The organism is Bacillus cereus group sp. BfR-BA-01350 (assembly GCF_022663775.1).
Taxonomy (GTDB): Bacteria; Bacillota; Bacilli; order Bacillales; family Bacillaceae_G; genus Bacillus_A; species Bacillus_A paranthracis.
The window spans coordinates 141,185-167,068 of the sequence record NZ_JAKUGD010000004.1; the positions used below are offsets into that span (position 1 = coordinate 141,185).

The window sequence follows — 25,884 nt, forward strand, 5'->3', positions numbered from 1 at the left end:
CTCCTTTACAATGCTGGGAAATGAGGTAGTACTTCTTCTCCTAGCTCATCCAATACTTCGTCAGCTGGACGTTGACCATCAAATAGAGCAAGGAATAAATGATTCACACCAATACTTCGATATATATCAAGCAATTCAATTAGTGCTTTACGCCCTGTACGGTAACCTAAACGTATCGGTGTAGGACGTTCATTTGGATCTTCAGATAAGTCTAAATGCATCGGTTGGATAAATGGTTTGAATACATCTGGATGATAATCCTCTACTAGTTCTCTCCATTGTCCAATTGCTGCTGCCTGATGCACTGGACTACGTGGATAGTACATCCATCCATCACCATGTTCAGCGAACCAGTCCATATTTTGCTGACTAAAACCTGTAATAAAGGTTGGAACACGTTTAGACGGTTTTGGAACTAAATTCGCACCATGAACTTCCCCTAATGTCGACTGGATAGACGGGAAGTTTTTATATAAAATCTCTTCCAAGTAAGCAAATGCTTCTCTAAACTTTTCACCTCGTGTTTCATGACTAACACCTAACGCTTTAAAATCTGCACGTCGGTCACCGGATGAAACGCCGAGCATAATTCTTTCTGGAAACAGTTGATCCAATGTCGCAATTTCTTTTGCCACGCGTAATGGATGGCGAAGTGACAATACGGTTGCCGATGTTCCAAATGCGATTTTCTCTGTTTTACTTGCTAAATACGTCAAATAAATCATCATATCGTAAATTTGACCTGTTGCAGGATCACCAAAATCAGGGTCTTGCAGCAATACATCGCGAAGCCATACACCTGTAAAACCATATTGTTCCGCTTTTTGTACTAACTCTACTTGTTTTTCCATCGTTGGAGCATGAAACTGATAATTTTCAATCGGAATGTGAACTCCTAATGTAAGTTGATCTTTCGCAAACATACGATTATATCCAAAATGGTTCGCAAACTTTTCCATGTATTTCACTCACTTTCCCTCATTCATATAAATCTATACTTTTCATATTTCTTCTCAAAATTCATAAGCAATACTGCAACACCACATTGTTTCCGATTGTCATCGTTATAACTTTCTTTGTGCTACGAGTGTTATTATAAATCGGTCATAATATGAATAACAGTACGTACTTTAAAGTGATGTAGGCACTTAAAAGTACCTATACTAAGTAAGTAGTAATAAACATAATGAATACATCGTGCTGTAAAAATAACATCTATCCTTTCTTCAAAAAACTTTACAATTGCTTTTGCAAGTACGTTACATAATCCCACGTACTTTCCTCTTCTTTATATAAAATGCTCAATATGCAAATTCAAAATATTATACTTATTTTTTGTACTTTGCTATGCTATAACCACGAACAGGAGGTAAGGACCAATGAAAGCACAAATTATCCATTCTTTTGGAGATTCATCTGTATTTCAATTAGAAGAAGTTGCAAAACCGAAACTTTTACCCGGTCATGTTCTAATTCATGTAAAAGCAACAAGTGTAAATCCAATCGATACGAAAATGCGCAGTGGCGCTGTTTCATCAGTTGCTCCTGAATTTCCAGCTATATTACACGGGGATGTAGCAGGTATTGTTATAGAAGTAGGAGAAGGCGTTTCAAAATTCAAAACTGGTGATGAAGTATATGGATGTGCCGGAGGTTTTAAAGAAACTGGTGGTGCACTTGCAGAGTTTATGCTTGCTGATGCGCGATTAATTGCTCATAAACCTAAAAATGTAACAATGGAAGAAGCAGCTGCCCTACCATTAGTTGCAATTACAGCTTGGGAATCTTTATTTGATCGTGCAAATATTAAATCAGGTCAAAATGTGCTCATTCATGGAGCTACTGGTGGCGTAGGACACGTAGCCATTCAATTAGCTAAATGGGCTGGTGCTAAAGTTTTTACAACTGCTTCTCAGCAGAACAAAATGGAAATAGCTCATCGTCTAGGAGCCGACATAGCTATTAACTATAAAGAAGAATCTGTTCAAGAATATGTTCAAAAACATACGAATGGCAACGGATTTGAAGTTATATTTGATACAGTAGGTGGCAAAAATCTCGATAACTCTTTCGAAGCTGCTGCAGTCAACGGAACTGTCATAACAATTGCAGCTCGTTCAACCCATGACCTCTCTCCTTTACACGCAAAAGGACTCTCTCTGCACGTTACTTTTATGGCGTTAAAAATATTACATACAGATAAGCGTAATGATTGCGGAGAAATCTTAACGAAAATAACGCAAATTGTAGAAGAAGGAAAACTCCACCCATTGCTAGATTCTAAATCTTTTACGTTTGATGAAGTCGCACAAGCACATGAATATTTGGAGTCGAATAAAGCAATAGGAAAAATAGTGTTGAAAAACGTTTGGTAACTTTCACTTCATAATACAACTATTGTTGAAAAATAATAGAGGTATCGCTTTAAGCGGTCATATTTTTTCTTAAGAGATACCACAACGCTAAAAGCTTTCCATCCTTTACAACAAGTAAAAAAATAACAGCCGAATTTTTCTTATAGTAGAAAATTCGGCTGTTTGCATGTTGCAATTTGCTTTTTCTATATTTCCGTTAATAGATAAAATACAACTCATTTACTTTACCTTCAACAGAATATAATGTTGTTTTTAATTTTTTAAAATACACTACGTACTAATCCCCCGTCTATTCGCAACGCGGAACCATTAATTGCTGAAGAAAGTGGGCTACTTAAGAAAGTGACAAGATTGGCAATTTCTTCTGGTCGAATAAGTCTTTGAATGATAGAGGTTGGTCGATTCTCTTTCATAAATCGCTTCTCAGCTTCTTCTATTGTCAATTGCTCATTAGGATAAAGATTATTTAACATAGTCTCCACTCCTTCCGTTAAAGTCGAACCAGGCATTATAGTATTAACAGTCACATTCGTTCCTGTCGTCAGCTCAGCTAAACTGCGAGAAAGTGAGAGTTGCATCGTTTTAGTCGCACTATAATGAGCCATTTCTTGAGAGGGCATAATAGCTGCTTCGCTAGCAATAAAGATGACTCTTCCTTCTTTTCTTTCAATCATTTTTTTCAAGTACGAGCGAGTAAGTCGAACACCACTCATAATATTAACTTCAAACAATTTAAACCAATCTTCATCAGGGATATCAAAATATTCTACAGGTTCAAAAATTCCTAAGTTGTTAATAAGAATGTCTACTTCAGGGTACTTTTCAATCACATTTTGGCACCCTTGTTCTGTTCCTAAATCAGCTACTACAGGTTGAAGAATAGCATCAGGATACTGCGCTCGAATTTCTTTTATCGTTTCATTAACATTTTCTTCACGGCGTCCATTAATAAGTACAGTAGCTCCTTCTGCGACTAATGAAGTGGCAATTGCTTTTCCAATCCCTGCCGTAGATCCAGTAACCAGTGCTGTTTTTCCTTTTAATTGCATATGCATATAGATTCCTCCAAATTCATGTGCTAAATGATTGACTTACGTTGGAATAAATAATTACGTTTATATTGTGGTTCACTTCTCTTATCTTTAACAGAAAATAAGCAGATCCACCCTTTTTTCAAAAGAGTATAAACGAAAATTATGTAGCTATTTCACTCTGTACTAAATCAAAAATCAAAATTATCAGTATTTAAATCCACTCGATAATTTTGATTTAAATCATTCTAATGTAAAAAATTACATCAACAGCAGAGTAAAGCTAAAACCAACTAGTAAATACCATTATGATCTATATTAACTAGAAAGAAAATTACGCACTTTAAAGTTCCATAGGAACAAAAAAGTGCCCTATATACTATAATTTCTAACTTTTTATATTTACTAACGTAGTATCTTTTCTATCATAGAAAAGATTAATTTAAAAACAACTTTTTACTTATCCGAATTACCAATTAGTACGAGATGATAATCCTTGAAGTAACATACATTCTAAAAAACCTTGCAGAAAAATTCTACAAGGTTTTTGCCTACATATACAAACCAATCATTATATTAAAATAAGAGAGTTTTCAATTCATCACAATAGTATTAAATATAAGCTGCTTTAAAGGCTTGTTGGACGGCTTGTACTTCTGATGAGTCTTTACCATATAAGTTCGTTGCTACACGAATACAAGCTTCTTTTAATTCTTTAAAATCAGAAGTCATATTTAATTCATCGGTATTTGCATAATAGAAAATATCAAACATTTTATCTTCCCCCATGCCTTGTACATTTACTCCATTATGATTTCCACCACTAGCAATTAAATAAGCTACTTTATTTATAATGCTAGAGTTTGTGTGTACACCACCATAATCGTGATCAGCATCAATAGGTAAATTGTTATAATGTCTATAATCTTCTGGATATCTAGAAGAGATAGATGATGGGTTTTTCATATCTCTAAATATACGACCTGATTGTTCCCCCATTGTCCAATTGAACTTTCCGTTATTGGCATACTTTTCAACTGCTACCCCTAAAATATCAGATAGAGCCTCATTAATGGCACCAGCTTCTCCTGCGTACTCAAGTCCAGACTCATTTCTTGTAACCGCGTGTGTAAACTCATGTCCTGCCACATCAAATGCTCTAACAATTGGATCTCCGTATACTAGCATAGCCCCATTACTAAATGCATTAAACCACTGCTTAGGATTTCCTATATTCTTACCATTTGTATTCCAGCCATGAACGACTGAAATTACTTTTTGTCCATTATTATCAAAGCTGTTACGACTATATTTTTCTTGATAAAAATCATATACTTTCGTCGCTAAATAATGTGCACTAACTGCTTTAGGATCTGTAAAATTTGTAGAATTACTTGTTACTAAATCATCCAAATAACCCCATACATTTCTTCTATAATTATTATAATCTTTATAATTCGCAGTATACGTTTCAATTCCCTTACCACGAGAATAATCTGCAAGAGTGTACGTTCCATCACTTCGCTGTGAAATTCCAAACGTACGATTCATACCTAAATCATCTTTTCCTGTGCCAATTAATTTAGAAGGATCTTGTGATTTATTTGCTGTTGCAGATTGAACGATACTGCTATCTACTTGTATACCCAATTTTTGAACGAGTTCTTTTAATAGATCTCCAACAAAAGCATCAATTAATACCGTACCAGATACATATTCAGGTGTAGAGGCACTAAAAGTAATTTCATATGCGTTTGTAGCTTTATTTGTATTTTCATCTACATATACCACTTGTTTAATTTCTGGTTCTTCAACAAATGTGAGATTATCCCCATAGATTTTAAAAAGCTGCTTCTTTGCATCCTCTTCTGATAGAGTAATAGGTTGTTTCAAATCTTCCTGTTGTTGTAGGTCTTGGGCACTATCCCCCGAAATACTCGTAAGTACACCATCATCATTAATGTGTGCTGTTAGTTGATATCCGTATACATCACGTCCTTCATATGTTTGTTGAAGACGCACCAATGTAGTACCATCATAAGATTTACGGCTTTGCGTAACATTATAATTAACTTTTGATTCCGTATTAACTTGTTTTGAGGATAATGCTTGTTCTGTTTTCCCTTTCAGCGCATCCTTTACTACATTTTCTGCCGATTTTTGAGAAGGTGCTGTTAAATTACCTGTTCGGAACGTATCTTCCTTTGTTTCCACTTTTAAATCTTCTGTTGCCGCATGTACTCCTCCATAAGGCATAATCGCCGATAACACCACTCCTGTAGTTAAACCTACCTTTACGAAATTATTCATATTCTTACTCCTTTATAATCTTATTATTAAATTAAATAAATGTATTTTAGAATTTTAAGCATAGATAAAACTTTTAACTATAGTCAATCAATTTTACATACATAGGTTAATAGATTAGTTTGCCACATTTTTAGATTCAATTCATTTCTCAAAAATCACTCATTATATAAGCTATCTTTATATTTATTCATATACGTTATTTTTTGTGGTTCTGATAACATATTTATTGCCATCCACACATTCTTTTTCATTTCTAATTTTTGCATTGGTATCTCTTTTAAAAAGGGATTACTTATAATCGCTTCCATTTCTTCATCAATTCTTTTCATAAGATTTTCTTCTGGATTATTTTTTAAATAAGTATTTTTCAATCCCCATTTTGTCATTATAAATTCATTTGTTTTATTCATAGGATTAATAATAGTAGCTTTACTAGTTAATCGTTTTTTTATTTCATCATGATAGATTTTAATTTTATATCCTTCTTTTAGTGGAATGGTATCTTTTACAATCGTTACATTTGTCCCTTCCATTTCCTTCGTATAAATTTTTTCACCTTTCTCATTAAACAACTCTATTGATGCATATTTTTCACCTGCATAATAGCTATGAGGCGTTTTAGTAGTAACCGTAAAAACAGCTCGCTTTTGCTCTAAGTCTGTATTTAATTCGGCAAACTGATCATCTCCTAATCCTAGGAATTGAATCGTTTCATTTACCAAATTGCTCACTTTCATTTCGTTAACATCAATCGTTAGGCTATTATCCTTTTCCTTTACATAGGTATAATACGAACTAAAATGGTACATACTATCCGTTTTCCCACCTGAAATCTCAACTGTATAAACTCCATTTGGTACGTCTTGTAAATTAATATCTGTTGTTTCAATTGTTTTCTCTTGAATAACTGTATTCCCTTCTTTTAATTTAATCTTTCCTCCTTTCAATGTATCTATTTCATTTATATTTAAATGGATATGCAAATTCCCTTTTAACCCAAGTGAAGCAATTTGCTGATTCGTAACTATTTCAAAGTTAGAGTTTATCGGAATATCAGGATCAACTAGAGCCCTCGCCTTAGCTAATTGTGATTCAGGCACTATATACGCTAAAGAAGTAACTGCCGGATAACCTTTCGCTCTATTCATCTCTATTTGTTTATGATTAAGCTTAAAGCCCCATCTTTCAAAAACAGGTGTAAAATCAACTTGTACATTTTCGCTATAATACTGATTCATTAAATCTGGTAAAGAATGGTCACCTTTTTTAAAAGCAGCATTGCTAGCTAGTTTTCGATAACCTTGATACATTTTTGCAAAAGCTTCATTACCAGCTTTTTGTTTCGCCATCGTTAAAAGAATAAGTTTTTGTCGTAAATCTAAGTCATCATAATTTTTATTTTCTTTCATTAAAGCATTGTATAAATTCCGTTCTACCTGTTCCTTCTTCCCAAAATTAAATAACCAACCAACTTGATCTGCTTTTTTGCCGTATTTACTATATTGATATTGAACACCAAATAGATTATTAGAAACTTCTCCTGTAAATATTCCTTGATTATCAAAACCTGCTTGATATCCATGAGCGATTTCATGTAAGGTTCCCCAACTTAGTTTATCTAACCACATCTTTGTACTATCTGTACTATTCGCTGTCCAATTTGCGCCATAATAGGCACCGCCAGCACCGGATATATCTGCTTTTAAGAAATAACGATTTTGACTTTTTTTATTTTCAACCGTTGAGCCATCTAAACCAATAATGGAATCATACATCGCAAAAATATCTTCATAATATGCAATTAACTCATCCAACGATTGAAAATCTTTTAAAGATCTTACTAACTCTTTATCTTTTTTAGGTATAAATAATTGGAAACTCTCCCCTTGAATTAATGCATACTCCCCATCAAATTGATCCCATGTACTAAAAAATTGAGATACACTTCCTTTTGATTTATAAACTGGAAGAGGTTTAGTAGCACTTTTACTCTCTACTTGGTACTCAAGTAGGGCAGGCTCTTCACCATACGGAGTATCTATGAAAGGAACTAAAGGCGTATCACCTTGGATCGTAACCCATTCATTTCCTACTTGTATGGATTTTTCATTTTTTGAGTCATTAGACAATAAACGTACTGTTAATTTGTCTTTAAAATTAGGATTCGTTTGTCTTACCTTTAATGGTGTATTTCTCTGCAAAATAAATCCTAAATCTTGTCGATCATGATATTTCCCCTTACTTATGCCAGCCTGAAATATCCACGTAGGCTCTTCTAAACTAGTAATTTCTTTTACATTTGTTCGTTCGTCAGCATGTAAGTGTATATTTCCTATGAGGAAAAACATTGTATACATGATGCCTATAACAAGTAGCCTCTTCATTTACATATCTCCTTTTCTATTTTTTATATACAAAATACAATAAAACCCTCCTTCTTCACTTATAACTGTCGTCAGTAAGTTACTTATCAGTGTAATTATTATAGTTACATTAACTCGTGATTATCAATCATTATATGTATGTAATTTTGCATATATAAATAATCAGCATTAACTATTTAAATATCATACAATTTCACACTTTTATTTCTTCTCTTTCAGACATGAATTAAAAAACACGAAGACTTAAAAGTCTTCGTGTTTTTTGAAATATACATATTGTTACACCTGTCATTGAATTCATAACTAGAATCTTTTTACTCATAAAAAAGTCAATTTTCTTCTGGATAATATCCATACCTAAACTTTTTAAATTTATTAATTCTATGTCTTGGCTCTATTTGATTTTCTAGTTAAATCCTTACATGTCTTTCTTTATAATATCTCCTAACTCCGTCCAATTTGTAATACGCGGGATATTGAGATGTTGATTGTAAGAAGTAGTTTTTGCATACACATTTATAGGTTTTCCTATTAATGTTTCTAAGACAGCCGGCTTATCATCAAAGAAATAGTTTAAGTTTATTTCTTGTATAAAGTGTATTTTTTCTTCATCCTTCATTCCATAGAAAAAGCGATCTTCCTGTACTGGAAATCCTTTTTCTATTAACCATTTTTTCGTTTGCTCTCCATGCTCTTTAGGTCGCGCTGTTATATAGTATATTTCATGTCCCTGTCTTTCTAATTCTTGCAATGTCTCTACTGCATGCGGAAACGGTGAACAAGAAGTATAATAAATCTCATCCAGCAAACTATTCCACATATGATTGCCTTCCTCCGAAGTCATACCAAATGCTTCATGAATTTCAATTGTTTTTAAAGAATGAAATACATCCAATCCTACTTTTTTGTTTAATTTTTTATTATATAAATGAAAAGCATGCTGCCTTAAATCAATTAACGTATCATCAATATCAAATCCAAACTTCACTCTTGATCGCTCCTTTCTGCAATCCATTTATCAGAAAATATAAGTAGTTTTTATTCTCCTTATTTTTCACCTTTCCGATATTCTGGGTAACCAATAAATCTATAATCTTTTCCAACCTGGGTAAATGATATATCCTTAAATTCAATTGCATCTTGCATTTTAGTAATACCAGCCCCCTCTACAAAGCTAGGCGCCATTCTACCCCCAATCATTTTAGGTGCAATATATAAAATAAGTTTATCTATTAATTTATTTTCAATAAACGAAGCATTTACCTCTCCACCACCTTCAATAAGCAGGGAGGAAACTCCTTTTCCCCCTAAAACATCAAGCATTTCATATAAGTTTATATGCTTTTCTCCGCTAGTAACAAATATTTTGACTCCTGCATTTTCTAATGCTTTCTTTTTTTCCGCTGCATGATTACTTGTTGTAAATATCCAGGTAGGAGCTTCTCCATCTGTAACAACGTTAGCTTCCATTGGTATGCGTAATGTTGAGTCCAATATTACTCGAATTGGATTTCGCCCATTTGGAATACGCGTTGTCAATGATGGATTATCCTTTTGTACAGTATTTGCTCCTACTAAAATGGCTGCATTTTCATTTCGTATTTGGTGTACTTCCTGTCTCGCTTCTGTAGATGTGATCCACTTACTATCCGATAAAGAAGTAGCAATTTTCCCATCTAATGTAACACCCGATTTAATCGTTATAAATGGGCGCTTTGTCAAAATATATTTATTAAAGACTTCATTCATCTTTTTAGATTCTTCTTCACACACTCCTACAAGCACTTCAATACCAGCATCTTGCAGAATTTTAATTCCACGTCCAGAAACAAGTGGATTTGGATCAAGTGTAGCAACTACTACCTTCTTAATTCCTGCTTGTACAATTGCTTCTGCACAAGGGCCTGTTCTTCCATGATGAGAACAAGGTTCAAGAGTTACATATATTGTACCACCACGCGCCTGTTCTCCCGCCATACGTATCGCATGTATTTCAGCATGTGGTTCTCCAGCCTTCATATGTGCTCCAATCCCTACAATTCGGTTATCATTTACAATTACAGATCCAACCAGTGGATTTGGAGTCGTTTGTCCCTTCATAGCCTTGGCATTTTCTAGTGCTAACTTCATATACAATTCATGCTCAAGCATGTAAGTGTCCCCCTTCAAAATGTCCAGAACGTTGAATCTTCGTTTGCAAATATTTCTCATTAAACTCTGAGACATCACCCCATAACGGTTCACGACTCGTAACATTTAATCCAGCTTTTTGTAACGCTTCTAATTTTTTCGGATTATTTGTAATAAGTTTTACAGGTTTTGAGCGTAGTGCTTTTAATACTTCAATTGTATCATCATAGTTTCGAACATCATCTTCAAAACCCAAGTTTAGATTAGCTTCTACTGTATCTAACCCATTTTCTTGTAAGAGGTACGTCATCGCTTTACTAAACAAGCCAATTCCTCTTCCTTCATGATTCGCTAAGTAAAATAAAGCACCTGAACCATGTTCTGTAATCATGTGTAAAGACTGCTTTAATTGGAATCCACAGTCACAACGTTTACTACCAAAAATATCACCCGTGTGACAAATACTATGCATACGAATTAGAGCATCTTCAGAATTCTCAAAATCACCATATACAAGCACACTAGATTGCTGCATATCAGCTAAATTAATAGATGAAAGTTTTTCAATAATCCCTTCTACACTATTTGTACCCTCACTACATTGTAACCAAGAATACCATTGGAAAACTTTAGTCTCCCCATATAAATTAATTGGCAATTTGATAGGACCTACTAAATAAATATCCTTTCCATCTTGATGTATAAATTGAATTTTATCTTCTAACATATGAATTGTATCTGTTGTAACCATTAGGTACCTCCTAGTATAGAGAATCTCTAAAAATCCTCTTCCATCGTTATATTTTTTATTGTTTAACTTACACAACGTAAGTGTTTTTACAGATGATATTCTTTTTTCTCTCAGCTTATATGCAATATGTATCATCACAACTTTGGCCATTTAAAGAAAAGAACTTTAGTTACATAAAACTACTTAGTTACTTTATGTAAGTTAGTATATATTTGTAATTAATTTACGTCAAGTAATTAATTATAAAAACATTTGTTACTAATAGTAATATGTTATATAATTTACTTTAGGAGGTGAAGGAAAATGAAGGATTCTACATTATGCCCTCGCTTTGAAAAAGGAATGAAATTTTTTAGTCAACGATGGACAGCACTCATTATTTACCAACTTTTCTCTGGACCTCAGCGCTTTTGTACGCTTGAATCTTCTCTTCCTGTTAGCGGAAGATTACTTTCAGAAAGATTGAAAGAATTAGAACTAGAAGGAATTGTCGAACGTAAAGTCTTTCCTGAGACACCAGTTCGTATAGAATATTCTTTAACTCAAAAAGGATTTGCTTTAGAAGCTATTATTCGCGGAATAGAAGAATGGTCACAGGAATGGATAGAGCTTGAGGAATAATATAAAAGCTTTTTCGTATATAGTTTTAAGTAATCAAATTACAAATACCTATGATTAAAACGCTAGTTTTTCAAGCATTTATGAAAAATTAGCGTTTTTTAATAAATAAAATGCAAGAAATAAAAAAAGGTGATCAAAACGATCACCTTTTTCCTTTAAAGATTAAAATAGTATTTCTAACGCCTTTTATTTATACATACTCGCTTAATAAAAAGAACGAAGAAACTTTTTGTAACTAAACAGTTTTATTTTCACAATACAGATAGCTTCCCCCGCTATTTGCGGACAGTAAGACCACGACTAATTAAAGTTTCACTTTATTACTTATGAAATTTCACACGCTCTTCAAGTGGTTGGAATTCTTTTTCTCCTGGTGTAGCCGTTGGATTACCAAATGGCATTTGTGCAATGAGCTTCCAATTAGCAGGAACATTCCATTCTGTTTTCACTTCATCATCAATTAATGGATTATAATGTTGTAAAGACGCCCCTAATCCCTCTGCTTCTAGCCCTGTCCACACGACTAATTGGTGCATACCTGATGCTTGGTGTGACCAAATTGGGAAGTTTTCAGCATATGCAGCAAATTTTTCTTGAAGCGATTTAACGATAGACTCATCTTCAAAAAATAGTACGGTTCCATAACCAGCTTTAAAAGAATCCATTTTTTGTTGCGTTCCTGAAAAATCTCCATCTCCAACTACTTTTCTTAATGTTTCAGTTGTAATATCCCATAATTTATTATGAGCTTCACCAAATAATACAACTACTCGCGCAGTTTGTGAATTGAAAGCTGATGGAGTATATTTTACAGCAAACTCCACAATTTCTTTAATTTTTTCATCTGATACTTGTACCTCTTTATTAATCCCATAGTAAGTACGTCTTTCTTTCAGTGCAGTATAGAAATCTTTTGTCATAATTCATTTCCTCCCAAGCTTTAATATTCTTCAAAATGATACATCTCGAAGATAATATTCGTTTAAATGAGTCCATTTTTAAATCATTGAACTCCATAACACCAATTGCCAGTCATTCTGAATCTAAACCACTGCTTATTGCTTCAGTTTACCTAAAAAAATTCTTATAGCATCATTGATACAATCTAGTGATCATTCGGTATTATTTTACCCATTCTCTATTCATGTATTCTGCTTGTTTCATATTTACACAAATATGAAAATAACCTTAAATTGATGATCAAAAAAGCCAGGTAACATGAATAACACATTACCTGGCTTTTTACATTGTAAATTCAACTAACGATGTTTAATGAATAGTAGTCAAAACTATACTTATCGCTTATTTAATAATTAACATCTCATAAGGATGTTGTTCCATAAATCTATTCTCCCATGGAATCTCTAATGACGTCCAATTTGAACCACCATCTACCGACTTATAAACCCCTTTATTACTAAATAAATAGAACGTTCCATCATTTGTTGCCTTTAATACTGGTATGATTGTGCCCTTAGGAGTTGGTAAACCTGCATTCATTTCTGTCCAAGGCTGATCTTTTTCTTTTTTATAAATATATGATTCACAATTTCCATTATTGTAATCGTGTGCTACGTGTGGATTTGACGATGTCGCAATAATAATATTTTCCGGATCATTAGGATTAACTGCCATTTGATATGCGTAATGATGCTTTAGCCCTCTACACATATAGTTCCACGTCTTACCTCCATCATTACTCTCCGCATACTCGTGACCTGGTTCTTTCAAGAATGAATCACCTAAAACCCCGTATAAGCGATTTGAAGCATTGCGATGTGATGTAAGAATGTGAATATCTTGAGGGTAGTTCCCCTCTTTTTCCTCAGTCCACGTCTTACCTCCATCTACACTTTTAATTAATCCCCCGACCTCAATCGTTGTATATATAGTTTCTGAATTATTAGCATCAATTTCAATATGTTTTACGTGGTGCGTATATGTTCTTTGAGGAAAGAACCATGATGAATATGATGGCATTTGTTGATAATCCGTTAGCAATTCAAAACTGTCTCCTCCATTTTTGGATACAAACATGGCGCTCGGTTCAGTTCCTACATATACGATCCCGTTACCGTCATCACCCTTCGCTGGAGATACAGAAACTGCTGTAATAGCTCTCATATGAATAGCATTAGCTGGGAACACTTCACCAAAAGAAGGTAAAGTTCCAATCGCTTCCCAAGAACTTCCTCCATCTTTACTTCTCCATAATCCTCTATCAAAAGTACCACAATACATTCTTTCTGGATCGTATGGATCTAAAGCTAACGCAACTGGATTCGCACCTACAAACTGTGATTGGACACTCCATGTTGAGTCTTTTTTTTCTGCAATTACAAGCTCTCTATCAAACGCTAATATGAATTTTTCCATAACTAAAATCTCCTCGTTTCATAATATATCTACTGTATTATTTAAATTTTCGCCATTACAATTTAAGAGGCGGATTTTATATGCTATAGCATATAAAAGATGAATTTTATAAGCAATATGTGATTAAAAACTTACATTATATATTTTGTTAATTTCACATCAGTACGATGAACAAGATGTCCTGTTCACTCATATAAGTCCATATGCCACCTCCAAATAACTTACAATATACATGCTATAGCATACATATTATAGAATGCATGATTACATGTCAAACTTTAATACTGTCTTAGAGTAAGTTCTCTACATAGCCAAAAGCAATTCAACAGCCATAATATAAACGCTAATCAAACAAACAGAAACATTTTATTGAATAGAAAATAAAAAAGAGTGCAACTTTGCACTCTTTTTACTCATTCTTTAATCTTAGAAATCAAAGTTATCAGGATCTGGACCAACGCGGTGATTTTGGTTTAACGCATCGATTTTTTCCATATCTTCTTTCGTTAATTCAAAGTTAAATACATCAGCGTTTGCAATAATACGGTGTTCTTTCGTTGATTTTGGAATTGTAATTACTCCATTTTGAAGATCCCAACGTAAAATCACTTGTGCTGTTGTTTTACCGTATTTCTCCGCAATTGCCTGTAATGTTTCATTATCTAATAATTGACCTTGCATAAGTGGTGACCATGCTTCCATTTGAATACCTTGTTCTTTACAGAAAGCTTGTAATTCTTTTTGTGTTAAACGAGGATGGTATTCTACTTGGTTGATCATTGGCTTAATTTCTGCATCTTTTATTACATCTTGCAGGTGATGAATTTGGAAGTTACTTACGCCAATTGCACGTACACGCTTTTCTTTATAAAGCGTTTCTAACGCTCTCCACGTATCTTTATATTTCCCTTCTACAGGCCAGTGAACAAGATATAAATCTAAATAATCTAGTTGTAATTTTTTTAAACTCTCTTCATATGCAGCAATTGTTTCTTCGTATCCTTGATCTGCGTTCCATACTTTTGAAGTGATAAATAATTCTTCTCTTGAAATTCCAGTCGCTTCAATACCAGCGCGAATTCCTTCACCTACAGCTGCTTCATTTCCATAAATCGCAGCTGTATCGATGCTACGGTATCCTGCCTTAATTGCTGATTTAATTGCTTCTACAAGTTCTGGTCCTTCTTCTACTTTAAATACGCCTAAACCGAACCAAGGCATTTCTACTCCGTTATGCAATGTTGTTGTACTTTGTAAGTTTTTCATTATATTTTCTCTCCTTTTATTTTACTTGATCTCGTTTTTCTAATGACATGCTCCATGCTGTTAAAATAACAGCACCTACTACCATAATGCCACCTACCCAAGCCGTATGAATTAACCCTAACGAATTCGTTACCATACCGCCTAAATAAGCACCAAGAGCAATCCCAGCATTAAAAGCCGCAATATTAATTGCCGATGCAACATCGACAGCACTCGGTACAAATCGTTCAGCTAACATTACGACATATACTTGTAACCCTGGAACATTCATAAATGCGAATAGTCCCATAAAAATAATTGTAATTAACCCAGCTACTTTAAATGGCGCTGTAAATGTTAAAACAAATAATATAATCGCTTGAATAAAGAACATGTAAAATAGCGCTCGAATTGGATTATGATTCGATAATTTCCCGCCAATCACATTCCCTATTGCAATAGCGATTCCATATACTAATAAAATGATCGTAACCGTATTAGCTTTAAATCCTGTTACTTCTTGTAATAACGGAGATAAATACGTAAATGTTACGAATGTTCCCCCATATCCTAATGCAGTAATGATGAAAACTAGTAACAGTCTTCCGTTTGTAATCAATTTAAACTGATCGCGGAATGATACAGACGCACCTTTTTTCATATTAGATGGAATGAGAATACTATTTGCGATTAAGGCAATAATTCCAATTACTACAATTGCTAAAAATGATGTTCTCCAGCCAAATTGTTGACCAATAAATGTTCCAATTGGTGCACCTGTAATAGTTGCGACTGTAACACCAGTAAACATAATGGCAATCGCGCTAGCACGTTTATTTTCTGGTACGAGTGCCGCAGCAATCGTTGAACCAATTGACATAAACACACCATGCGAAAGTGCTGAAACAATTCGCGCAATAAGTAATACAGTGAAGCTTGTTGCTACCGCTGCGATTCCGTTACCAATAATGAAAATAATCATAATCCACATTAATAACGTTTTTCGTGACATATTAGCTGTTAATGACGTTAATACCGGAGCACCAAATGCTACTCCTAACGCATATAAAGAAACTGTTAAACCAGCTGTTGTCACCGAAACATTTAAATCTTCCGAAATAGATGGTAATAAACCGACACTAACAAATTCAGTTGTCCCAATCCCGAACGCACTAATTGCTAGCGCTAATAACGCAAATATACTTCTTCGATTCGTCTGAACTTCTGAAGACGATGCTGTATATGAATTCAATTGATTTCCCCTCTTCCCTATAATTCCTATCATAATAGTGAGATAAAAAGGCCCTTTTATCTTTCAAAACATATATTTAATCTCTACAAACGCTATTATGAATGGTTTCATTCTCTTTTTAAAGAACGCACTTTAAAGTGCTGTAGGTACTAAAAAGTAACATAGTTAATTACTAGTACCATAAAGCTTGTTTCCCTCTCACATGTGCTATTATGAATGATATTTAACATAATAAAAAGTACGTACTTTAAAGTACTATAGGTACTAAAAAGTAACATTTATATAACCTAGCTTATTTTGCTCAAAAATTGAAATCTACATTCCATGAAAAAGACTTTCAAATGAAGAAATACCCTTTCCCGTAGAGGCAACTTTAGAGGACATTACTTAAACATATTAAGGTCATGCTCATTACCACAGAGAAATAATAAAAAGGCAAAAACGAACAGAAATATGTTCATTTTTGCCTTTTTTATTTAACAATTAAAATGTACGACTTTTGCAAAGGAAATCTTTATCGGCTCCCGTTACACCACTTTGTCCCCAGTTTCCTGGAATCATTTCACGAATAAGAATTAGCACTTTATCCAAAGGTGCATGTGTATATTTAGAGGTTACTTGTGTAAGTTCGTTTACCCACTTATCCTTTGTATCTTGATCAAATGTATTCCATATGTCAATCTTAATAATAGCCATTCCATCAACGTTACCAGACGGTGTATCGTAAGACTCTTTTGTCTCCCAATCGGACACCCTACTTTTCTCAGCAAAGGTAGCATCACTTGCTACAGCTCCAGCTTTCCCCCAATTTTCTTTCTCAAGTTCCGTAATCAACACTTGAATTTTGTCAGGGACAATTTTTAATCGTTTTATTGTAAGTTCGGTTACTTCATAAATGAATTCTTTTTTTTCTTCTGTTGACATCGTTGGCCAAGTATTTAGTTCAATTAATGGCATAGTATTGCCCCCTAAAGTTAATTAATTAATTATTTATTCACTAGCTACAACTATTGGTTTAAATGATTTTTAACTGCCCTTACTACCAATTCGTGATCTTCTTCTGGTGGTAATCCTGATACTGTTATCATTCCAATAACCCCTACGTTTTTTATTCTGATAGGAAAACATCCACCAAATGCAGCATATTCCGAAGTATCTAAAAGATATTTTTCATTATATGAAATTCCAGTTATTTCACTTTGTATCTGCATATAATACGAGCTACGATCATGCAGGGAAACGACTCGCTTTTTACGCTCAATCCATTTCGTATTTTCCGCATTTGTCCCTGTCATCTTGAAATGAAATAATTGCACACCGTTTTTCGTTATATCAACAGCAATCAATTTTCCTTCTCGCTTTGCTGTTTCAACGATAAATAAACCTAGTTGCAACGCATCTTCATTTGTAAAAGAGGAAAATTGAAGTGTTTCCTCCTCTTTTACAATTTGTTTACTTATTTCATTCAAATTTGAAGAACTCATATTTTTAACCTCCATAATTGTTTTATGCCACACTGACATTTTTTTGAAATTATTAGGCCATATCGTACAACCTTTTAAACAATCTGAATCTAAATAAACTGTTATAACATCATTGGTAACTAGTACCGAAAAGCTTGTTTTCTTCTTACTGGTGCTATTATGAATGATATTCAAAATTATAAAAAGTACGCACTTTAAAGTGCTATAGGTACTTTAAAGTACTATTTTACTTATCCCTATCTTACAGAGACTACTATGAAATATATTTAACATCTTAAAAATGTATGTACTAAAGAATAATATTTTCCATATCAAACTTTTTTGCTCAATAGCTGTAATTCAAGCCCATCAAATTTTTGTATAAAAACAAACGAAAAATAAAAGAACCTAGTCGATACTAGATTCTTTTCTTATCTAAAAAATACTCTTATATTTCTTTTGAGTTGTTACAAACGAATTAGAATAGAACTTCAACTAAAGGCTCATTTTAATTACAGTAAAAGATTGGTGAAACGATACATTACACCACCTAAAAATAGGAGGTAACAAAAATGAGTGAAAAAACAGCAGGCTTTTCACAAGTAAATCATGTTGGAATTACAGTAAGTAATTTAGAAAAATCTATCGTTTTTTATGAAGCATTAACAGGTAGGAAAGTATCAAACATCGATGAAATTGGCGGGAAACGAATGGCACAAACTCAAGGACTTGATGATACTCGTATTAAATATGCCAACCTTCATTTAGACAATTTAAATATCGACATTTTAGAATACGTTGTCCCTAAATCAGATAAAGCATCTTACTCAAATGATCAAATTAGTGCGATGCATCTTTGTTTTGAAGTAGAAGATATCGATGCTGCTGTAGAACGTCTAAAAGCAATTGGGGTAGAACCAGATGGAGATCCAATTGTCTTTCAAGAAGAAGACGGCTTGAAATCTGGATTTGGTACAGGAGTTGCCTACTTCCGTGATCCAGATGGTACTAATCTAGAACTAATTGCTCCAAAAGGTCCATTTAGACGTGAATAGTAAAAATAAATTAATACCGAAACAGCCACCTTATCTCTGAAAAGGTGGCTGTTTATTGCTAGAAGAAATAAAAAGGACAAACTCTCAAACGTGAGAAGTTTGTCCAAAAATAGATATTTTATATTCCACTACTTTTACACTAAAATCAAAAATCTTAAATTAGAATAATGACTTAATACTTGCTAAAACAGTAAGTACACCTACAATAATAACAAATACGTTACTCATTTTCCCTTTGTACTTAGCTAATACCGGTACTTTTTGAATCGCATACATCGGTAATAGACATAAGATAGCAGCAACTAATGGACCGCTTAGAGAATCAATAAGTCCAAGAATACTTGGATTTGTATAAGCAACAAACCAGCATGATAATACAACAAAAGTAAGGACGATTGTCTTAATTGTTTTTTCTTCAATATCTTTTCCACGTGATTTACCAAACTTAATAATCATGTCACGCATTACTTCAAATGCTCCGATATAATGGCCAAGGAAAGACTTTGTAATAGCCACAAAAGCAATGATTGGAGCTGCAATCGTGATTACAGGTGAATTAAGCTCATTCGCAAGATATGAAAGGATTGATAGGTTTTGTTCTTTTGCCATTTTTATATCATCTGGAGTCAAGCTCAATGCGCTACTCCAAACGAAGAACATAACAACAGCGAATGTCATAATATAACAAACCTTTTGTATTTGCGCACATTTCGCATCAGTGGCTTCGATTCCATACGTAGCTCTCTGTTTCACAACAAATGATGAAATCATAGGTGAATGATTGAATGAGAATACGATGATTGGTAGAATCATCAATATCGTCCCAAAATAGCCTGTTCCTGTTGAAGCAGTTGAAACAGCTGAAAAACTAAGCATTGACGTATTCCACTGTGGAATTAAAGATATTGCGATAAACAGTAGAGAAACGATGAAAGGATACACTAACATACTCATTACCTTTACAGTAATATCTTGACCAAAATTTAGTATAGCGATAAGACCAAGAACTAATACAAGTGATAAAATTGCTCTTGGAGGTTCTGGCATGTGCAATTGATGCACGATAAAACTACTTGCAGTGTTTGTAAGCGCAACCGAATACATTAGTACGATTGTATAAATTGAACCGAAATATACGATGTTAAAAATGATACTCGCTTTATTTCCGAAATACTCTCTAATTGTACCTGTGATCCCCTCATCAGCAGAATTAGAAGCGTATATCATTTTAGCAAGCGCCCTATGTGAGTAGTACATAACTGGATATGCAAGCAATGTAATTAGCAGTAAAGATAATAAACCACCTGAACCTGCATTAATCGGTAAAAAGAGCACCCCTGCTCCAATTGCAGTTCCAAATAGACTGAGTGCCCATGTAGTATCCTGCTTATGCCACTTTTTCGGATCTGCATATTGCTCATTTTTTAGTGCGGTATTTTCAGCTTGAACTTCTATTTTCTTTGCAGTATTCCCGTTCATATAATAGCTCCCCCTTGTATCTATTCCTGCCTCTCTCTTAATAGCTACCGAATATTTTCCTTTTTGGGAAAATGAATTCCTTACAAGTTGCCCCACATTGTATGTCCTTCATCATAATGAAACCAAATTGAAACATTCGCTAGTTAGCGTCCTAATATAATTGTTAGCGTTCACAAAAAAGTTCACTCGTAATATCCGCTCTTTATATAGAGACCCCTTAAAAGAACAATATGGAATAGACTTCATAAATACGTTGCAACATTTCTAATAACAGTGTATTACTTTAATGGTTTCTCTTTTTTACTTTTAACAGTAATTTTAGCTAAACCAGCCTCTCTTCATTTGCGAGGCATTTCTTTCTCAATTCTATACATTACTTTCATAACTTCGGTAGCACTGATGATATTGCTTACACAAGCCACTGAAGTACTTTACATACATTTCGCCTCTAATCACACACCTTTCTTACTAATAATCGCATTTTTTATATTTTCTCCAGAGATAATAAAATTTCTCTCGACGCCCTCATTATAACGTGTATATTTATAAAATTAATATTTTTATATTTTCAGAAATATTAACTGGATATAATTTTACATGGATAACATTTTACAGTTCGCATGCAACCCTTGTTCCTATCGCTTAAAACTGAATGAATTAGCATAAAACACAGTCATATATTATTTATCCAATTTACTCATTATAAAGATACTTATATTCTCCTTTGTCAAAAAAAATCATTTTAATTAAAAAAGATATTCTAATAAATAATTAACGTGGTTAAAAAGAAATATCTTTTTGAATATACCAACCAATTTTCAGGATATATATTATCGACATTGCATTCATATACATTTTTAGGAAGCTACCTTTTTACTTGATGGCAATAAGAGGACCGCTAACATTTTACAAAAACCTACGCTAAACGCAAAAATACAATAAGCTGCCCATATCAGGCAGCTCATTGACATAATTATCGTTATCAGGAGTGGGCAAACAAATCATTTCAAAGTCATCTTAATTCGAGTTTTTTTAACTCTTCTTCAGGAATATCTCTATGTTTGTAATGAATTGTTTTTACATCATTTCCTTTAATACGAAAAGTAATTGTGTCCTCTCCATAAGGGGGATTGTGTGCCCCCTCAAAGGTTTGAATTTGAACAGTTACATAGAAAATAGAATTTACTTCGTCTTTTTTTATTTCAAATATTTTTTCAGAACCTCGATACCAAAGTTTTGGTTCCTTATAATAGTTTTCAACTTCTTTACTTATCGGCTCTAATAAGAGATTAATGACCACTTCTTTTAAAAATTGTTTTGGTACAGGTATTCTGTTAATTTCCTTCCTTTTTACATCTATAATTCTCCAAAAATCACCACTCTTTTCAACAGTATAAAGAACATTCGTACCGTCTGCTTTCCAAAGATGAAAATAACCTTTATTTCCCTTAATATATAATCTTGGTTCATCAATCCACTCACCTTCTGTTTGAATTATCCCTAAAAACAGTTGAGTAAGTGGCGTTATCTTATAACCTAATTGATTAAAATCACCAAACGAATAAAGTTCATAACCGGTTAAATTTATGTCAAAGCTTTGATTTCTATTATTTTCTATTTTTACAATTGCTTGAGCAGAAATACAGGGTAATACAAAACTCAGAAAACATATGATGCTAATTATTTTTATTTTCATACCATCAATCACCTCTTTTATTAAAGTGCGACAAAAGAGATGATATTATTGCTTATTGCACGATTCAAACTATTAAAAGCCAATAATGTAATCTTTAAACTCCCTCGTTAACTAGCTCTTTTATCGAGTTTAATTTTGAAGAAAGCTCCATAAACCATTCTTCGTCTCCTGTTAATAATGCAAGGTCTATCAGATAAAGGATTTGCTCCTTATTAATTACCTTTGATTCAGGAAGTTTGTTAACATGTTTACTAAAGAGTAAAATCGCTTCGTTTATTGTGTACTTGTCGTCACGTTTCACAATACTAACTGTAACTACATCTTCCACTTCATCAAGTGATACAATGTAACCAACTATGAATTCACCCTCATTTGATATTCCACGAACCCAATCTCCTACTTTTAAAACTTGATTATTATTTGACATCATACTTTTTCACCTTCTTATAAATATTTTTTGTGGCGATAAAAAAGAAATAAAAACGAAATCAAACTGTAATATTTTCTATTACATTTAAATAGTAAGAACTTACGTCTCTATATAACAAGTAAGCCGCTTAACGTTCTTGATTGATAAGATCAACAACTTCTTTCATTGTATAGTTCTTTAAATATTCACCTAAATGTTCTTCCGCACCTAAGAAAATAGTAAACAGCACTTTTCGCATGTTTGAACCTACAATGCACTGATCATTTGATTCTGGGCACTTAGGCTGCAACGCACCTTCAGAGGTTATTTGATAAATATGCCAAAGATTAACTTCATCTAAATCCCGAGCAAAAATAAAACCTCCACCGGTCCCCTCTTTTGATTGTATAAACTTATGTTTTTTTAATAAACTTAGTACTTTGCGAATACGTACTGGGTGAACACCTGCACTTTCTGAAATCGCATTACTTGTTGACATCCGGTCTGGCTGTAAAGCTAAATAAGTTAAACTGTGTATGGCCAAAGTAAAGTCGCTGCTCATGGTTTTCCTCCTACGATCAAAAATATTGTTTCTCCTATATTAACATACTGTAGCCATAAATATTACAGATAGGTTAGCCAAACGTTAAAATATATAAGAACCACTCTTAGCATAAAGAAATAGATTCCATAACTTCATTGAGCTTTTTAAGTTAAACATACATTTAAAGACTCCATTGTTTCTTCACTTGTTCTTCTGCCAATTGTTTAATTTTTGTCCATATCGTATCTTTGCTTACAATAACATTTGTTTGATAATTTCTATCGTTATAATTGACTGTAACACATACTTCTATCATTTCCTGCTTCCTCCTTTCAAACAAATTTCTTATCTATATTTAAGTCCTGAAAAATCTTGGATTTAGTTATAATCTCTAACCTATAACTTCATATTTTTGATAATCATATTTAAAAATCCCACTGTTTTTTGACTTGTTCTTCTGCCAATTGTTTAATTTTTGTCCACACCGTATCTTTGCTTACAATAACATTTGTTTGATAGTTTCTATCTTTATAATTCACTGTAACGCATACTTCTATCACCTTCAGTTTCCTCCTTTCAAAAAATTTCTCTCTCATACCATTACTTATTAATTAGCCAACTTTTGCAGTTCAATATTTAAAAATGTTCGAACGCTACGTGGTAAAAATTTACGAATTTCTTCGTCATTAAAACCAATCTGTAATCTTTTCTCGTCCAGCATAATTGGGCGACGCAACATTAGCGGATGCTCAATTATTAATTTATAAAATTCATTTAGCGAAAGCTCATCTATATTTATATTTAAGTCTTGAAAAGTTTTGGATCTAGTTGAAATAATTTCAGTAGCACCCTCTTCAGTTAAACGAAGAATGGACTTAAGTTCATCCACTGTCATAGAATTGGATACGATATTTTTTTCCGTATAATCAATTTGATTCTCCTCCAGCCATGCTTTCGCTTTTCGACATGAAGCACAGCTTGCTGTTGTATATAAAACCACCATATTTCACTCACTCCTTTAATGTTCTTTATAAAATGTACACTTTAAATATCGTTTGTTGAAATGTATTAAAAAAAATTACAGTTTAGAATCAAATTCACGTAATGTTAGTTATTCCGCAATGTTTCGTTTATTTTTTACTACTCGGTTCTTTGCATGCTTCTTTTATAAAATAGTTGAAACTACATTTTACAGATGATGACAACTCACTTCTTAAATCTATACTGTAATTTTAAACCTTACAGTTCTATTAATCAAATGTTAAGTCTTGGATTAATTAATCATTTTTTGTGAATGTCCCCATAGTGTTATGCCGACCCATTCCAAATGCACTTCAAAGTACATTTTATTCATTTCTTACTTACATGTGTTAGTATGAACGATATTTCGCATAATAAAAAGTACGTACTTTAAAGTGTTATAGGTACTAAAAAGTAACATATAAACTTTCTAGTGCAGTTCTACATCGGTTATTATGAACGATATTTCGCACAATAAATAGTGCGCACTTTAAAGTGTTATAGGCACTAAAAAGAAATAATTTTATTATTAAAGCGTATCTAGGTCCAAAACTGTAATCTACATTCATCAAAGGGGTTTTTTATGAAGACATACAATATTCCTGTAGAAGCGACTTTAGAAGTTATTGGCGGAAAGTGGAAGGTTGTTATTCTTTGCCATTTAAAGAAAGGCACAAAAAGAACGAGTGAATTAAAACGTTTAATGCCTGGTATTACACAAAAAATGTTAACACAACAATTACGGGAACTAGAAGAAGATGGTGTAATCCAAAGGAAAGTATATGACCAAGTGCCACCGAAAGTAGAGTACTCTTTAACGGATTACGGTTCGTCATTAGGAGCTATACTCGATTCCCTCTGTTCCTGGGGAGAAGTTCATCTTGAAAAAACCGGTAACACATCCATGCTGATTACAGCAGATGAATAATAGCTGTTCCTACTATATTGAAAACAGAAAATAGGTTGAGGCAATACGTGCCCCAACCTATTTTTTATACCTCTTTATAACTTTTTGCAGTAATAACTGTTTCGAATTCAAAGGTTTCCGGCAAGTGATCGGCATAAGAGTATTCAAAAGTGCGTCCATCCGTTAAGTAGGCCACCTGTTCCACTCTCATTAGGAAATCTTGATTTGTTAAGTTCATAAACTGCTTTTCTTTATCATCCGGGCGAATTCCTTTAACCCTAACAACGGATGTTCCCACTTGAAGACCTAGTTTATTTTGAATGTGGGAGTAGATTGATTCCTCTAAAACAGAAACCTCAACACCTGGAATGACCGAAATCGGCATCCATGTATGCTCCATAATCGTTGGAATACTGTGAATGATGCGGAGGCGGATGATTTTATATACAAAATCCCCTACTGAAATACCCAATTTTTCAGCAATGACTTCATCGGCACCGACAATCGTAAACTCAATAATTTTACTTTCTACCTCACTGCCATAAACAGCTTTTGTACCTGTTAAAGTTTGAATCATTCGTGCTTTTTCCTGTTGACGCCAATCTTGAACGACCGTTCCACTTCCGCGCCGGCGAATGATGTAGCCGTCTCTAACTAACAGATCCAGCGCTTTTTTTATAGTAAGGACAGAAACATCAAATTCTTCAGCGAGGACGGGGCTACTTGGAATTTTTTCGTTAATCTTATATTCGCCGTCTAAAATTTGCTGTTTCATTTTTTGATAAATGCCGAGGTATTTTACTTGTGTGGATCCGCTTGCCATTTCCATACCTCCT

26 protein-coding genes are annotated in these 25,884 nt (G+C 33.5%); 4 read left to right on the top strand and 22 right to left on the bottom strand.

The genetic code is table 11. The annotated features are described in order from the left end of the window. Positions 1-5 precede the first annotated feature (5 nt). Both MR147_RS11325 and MR147_RS11330 read right to left on the bottom strand, forming a co-directional pair. A complete protein-coding gene (locus MR147_RS11325) occupies positions 6-959 on the bottom strand; it encodes an LLM class oxidoreductase (protein ID WP_000410328.1) in 954 nt (317 codons plus the stop codon). Between the two features lie 134 nt (positions 960-1,093). After that, positions 1,094-1,273 carry a hypothetical protein gene (locus MR147_RS11330; RefSeq protein ID WP_000521934.1) on the bottom strand — a complete coding sequence of 60 codons (180 nt, stop codon included), beginning with the start codon at positions 1,271-1,273 and terminating at the stop codon, positions 1,094-1,096. Between the two features lie 106 nt (positions 1,274-1,379). On the opposite strand from MR147_RS11330, the gene MR147_RS11335 reads away from it, so the two are divergent. Beyond that, a complete protein-coding gene (locus tag MR147_RS11335) occupies positions 1,380-2,375 on the top strand; it encodes a zinc-dependent alcohol dehydrogenase family protein (RefSeq protein ID WP_074606704.1) in 996 nt (331 codons plus the stop codon). A gap of 260 nt (positions 2,376-2,635) precedes the next feature. Here the strand turns inward: MR147_RS11335 and MR147_RS11340 are convergent, their stop codons facing one another. The 6 genes from MR147_RS11340 to MR147_RS11365 all read right to left on the bottom strand — a co-directional run bounded on the left by MR147_RS11340 (position 2,636) and on the right by MR147_RS11365 (position 10,981). After that, positions 2,636-3,430, bottom strand: a complete 795-nt coding sequence (locus MR147_RS11340; RefSeq protein ID WP_242304208.1) for an SDR family NAD(P)-dependent oxidoreductase — start codon at positions 3,428-3,430, stop codon at positions 2,636-2,638. A gap of 588 nt (positions 3,431-4,018) precedes the next feature. Further along, positions 4,019-5,716 carry a M4 family metallopeptidase gene (locus tag MR147_RS11345; protein WP_242304209.1) on the bottom strand — a complete coding sequence of 566 codons (1,698 nt, stop codon included), beginning with the start codon at positions 5,714-5,716 and terminating at the stop codon, positions 4,019-4,021. A 155-nt stretch (positions 5,717-5,871) separates the two neighbouring features. Beyond that, positions 5,872-8,100: a putative mucin/carbohydrate-binding domain-containing protein gene (locus MR147_RS11350; RefSeq protein WP_242304210.1), complete on the bottom strand. Its 2,229-nt coding sequence runs from the start codon at positions 8,098-8,100 to the stop codon at positions 5,872-5,874. A 418-nt stretch (positions 8,101-8,518) separates the two neighbouring features. Next, the gene (locus MR147_RS11355; protein ID WP_242304212.1) at positions 8,519-9,088 is read right to left on the bottom strand and encodes a 5' nucleotidase, NT5C type; all 570 of its coding nucleotides are present in this window, start codon (positions 9,086-9,088) and stop codon (positions 8,519-8,521) included. A 59-nt stretch (positions 9,089-9,147) separates the two neighbouring features. Next, positions 9,148-10,251 carry a bifunctional diaminohydroxyphosphoribosylaminopyrimidine deaminase/5-amino-6-(5-phosphoribosylamino)uracil reductase RibD gene (gene ribD / locus MR147_RS11360; RefSeq protein WP_098946556.1) on the bottom strand — a complete coding sequence of 368 codons (1,104 nt, stop codon included), beginning with the start codon at positions 10,249-10,251 and terminating at the stop codon, positions 9,148-9,150. Continuing rightward, on the bottom strand, positions 10,244-10,981 hold the full coding sequence (locus MR147_RS11365; RefSeq protein WP_076868563.1) for a GTP cyclohydrolase II: 738 nt from the start codon (positions 10,979-10,981) through the stop codon (positions 10,244-10,246). Before MR147_RS11365 ends, ribD begins: the two co-directional genes overlap by 8 nt. 303 nt (positions 10,982-11,284) lie before the next feature. On the opposite strand from MR147_RS11365, the gene MR147_RS11370 reads away from it, so the two are divergent. Further along, entirely contained in the window at positions 11,285-11,602 is a 318-nt protein-coding gene (locus MR147_RS11370) for a winged helix-turn-helix transcriptional regulator (RefSeq protein ID WP_000655363.1), read from the top strand. A 320-nt stretch (positions 11,603-11,922) separates the two neighbouring features. Here MR147_RS11370 and MR147_RS11375 read toward each other — a convergent pair whose 3' ends face one another. The 6 genes from MR147_RS11375 to MR147_RS11400 form a co-directional block, all read right to left on the bottom strand. Beyond that, the gene (locus MR147_RS11375; protein ID WP_242304214.1) at positions 11,923-12,522 is read right to left on the bottom strand and encodes a nitroreductase family protein; all 600 of its coding nucleotides are present in this window, start codon (positions 12,520-12,522) and stop codon (positions 11,923-11,925) included. A gap of 382 nt (positions 12,523-12,904) precedes the next feature. Further along, positions 12,905-13,978, bottom strand: a complete 1,074-nt coding sequence (locus MR147_RS11380; protein ID WP_242304216.1) for a WD40/YVTN/BNR-like repeat-containing protein — start codon at positions 13,976-13,978, stop codon at positions 12,905-12,907. 426 nt (positions 13,979-14,404) lie between these two features. Further along, a complete protein-coding gene (locus tag MR147_RS11385; RefSeq protein WP_000793586.1) occupies positions 14,405-15,244 on the bottom strand; it encodes an aldo/keto reductase in 840 nt (279 codons plus the stop codon). A 16-nt stretch (positions 15,245-15,260) separates the two neighbouring features. After that, positions 15,261-16,475, bottom strand: a complete 1,215-nt coding sequence (locus MR147_RS11390; protein ID WP_074606713.1) for an MFS transporter — start codon at positions 16,473-16,475, stop codon at positions 15,261-15,263. Between the two features lie 483 nt (positions 16,476-16,958). Beyond that, the gene (locus tag MR147_RS11395) at positions 16,959-17,432 is read right to left on the bottom strand and encodes a tautomerase family protein (RefSeq protein ID WP_098946551.1); all 474 of its coding nucleotides are present in this window, start codon (positions 17,430-17,432) and stop codon (positions 16,959-16,961) included. Positions 17,433-17,482: 50 nt separating this feature from the next. Further along, positions 17,483-17,998 carry a heme-degrading domain-containing protein gene (locus MR147_RS11400; RefSeq protein ID WP_242304218.1) on the bottom strand — a complete coding sequence of 172 codons (516 nt, stop codon included), beginning with the start codon at positions 17,996-17,998 and terminating at the stop codon, positions 17,483-17,485. A 512-nt stretch (positions 17,999-18,510) separates the two neighbouring features. Here MR147_RS11400 and MR147_RS11405 point away from each other — a divergent pair. Further along, entirely contained in the window at positions 18,511-18,993 is a 483-nt protein-coding gene (locus MR147_RS11405; protein WP_242304219.1) for a VOC family protein, read from the top strand. Positions 18,994-19,152: 159 nt separating this feature from the next. Here MR147_RS11405 and MR147_RS11410 read toward each other — a convergent pair whose 3' ends face one another. The 7 genes from MR147_RS11410 to spxA all read right to left on the bottom strand — a co-directional run bounded on the left by MR147_RS11410 (position 19,153) and on the right by spxA (position 24,124). Continuing rightward, positions 19,153-20,472, bottom strand: a complete 1,320-nt coding sequence (locus MR147_RS11410; RefSeq protein WP_074606719.1) for an aromatic amino acid transport family protein — start codon at positions 20,470-20,472, stop codon at positions 19,153-19,155. A gap of 1,012 nt (positions 20,473-21,484) precedes the next feature. Further along, positions 21,485-22,168: a DUF3888 domain-containing protein gene (locus MR147_RS11415; protein WP_242304220.1), complete on the bottom strand. Its 684-nt coding sequence runs from the start codon at positions 22,166-22,168 to the stop codon at positions 21,485-21,487. A 94-nt stretch (positions 22,169-22,262) separates the two neighbouring features. After that, positions 22,263-22,598, bottom strand: coding sequence for an IDEAL domain-containing protein (locus tag MR147_RS11420; RefSeq protein ID WP_000987470.1), 336 nt, complete (start codon positions 22,596-22,598; stop codon positions 22,263-22,265). A 127-nt stretch (positions 22,599-22,725) separates the two neighbouring features. Continuing rightward, positions 22,726-23,139 carry an Rrf2-family transcriptional regulator SaiR gene (gene saiR, locus MR147_RS11425; RefSeq protein WP_000093217.1) on the bottom strand — a complete coding sequence of 138 codons (414 nt, stop codon included), beginning with the start codon at positions 23,137-23,139 and terminating at the stop codon, positions 22,726-22,728. Between the two features lie 163 nt (positions 23,140-23,302). Next, the gene (locus tag MR147_RS11430) at positions 23,303-23,437 is read right to left on the bottom strand and encodes a BA3454 family stress response protein (RefSeq protein WP_000573531.1); all 135 of its coding nucleotides are present in this window, start codon (positions 23,435-23,437) and stop codon (positions 23,303-23,305) included. A 109-nt stretch (positions 23,438-23,546) separates the two neighbouring features. Continuing rightward, entirely contained in the window at positions 23,547-23,681 is a 135-nt protein-coding gene (locus MR147_RS11435) for a BA3454 family stress response protein (protein ID WP_000573519.1), read from the bottom strand. A 47-nt stretch (positions 23,682-23,728) separates the two neighbouring features. Next, the gene (gene spxA, locus MR147_RS11440) at positions 23,729-24,124 is read right to left on the bottom strand and encodes a transcriptional regulator SpxA (protein ID WP_074606723.1); all 396 of its coding nucleotides are present in this window, start codon (positions 24,122-24,124) and stop codon (positions 23,729-23,731) included. Between the two features lie 600 nt (positions 24,125-24,724). Between spxA and MR147_RS11445 the strand changes: the two genes are divergently transcribed. Then, on the top strand, positions 24,725-25,069 hold the full coding sequence (locus MR147_RS11445) for a winged helix-turn-helix transcriptional regulator (RefSeq protein ID WP_000860831.1): 345 nt from the start codon (positions 24,725-24,727) through the stop codon (positions 25,067-25,069). A gap of 64 nt (positions 25,070-25,133) precedes the next feature. Here MR147_RS11445 and MR147_RS11450 read toward each other — a convergent pair whose 3' ends face one another. Next, positions 25,134-25,871, bottom strand: coding sequence for a GntR family transcriptional regulator (locus MR147_RS11450; RefSeq protein WP_000146305.1), 738 nt, complete (start codon positions 25,869-25,871; stop codon positions 25,134-25,136). Between the last annotated feature and the right edge of the window lie 13 nt (positions 25,872-25,884).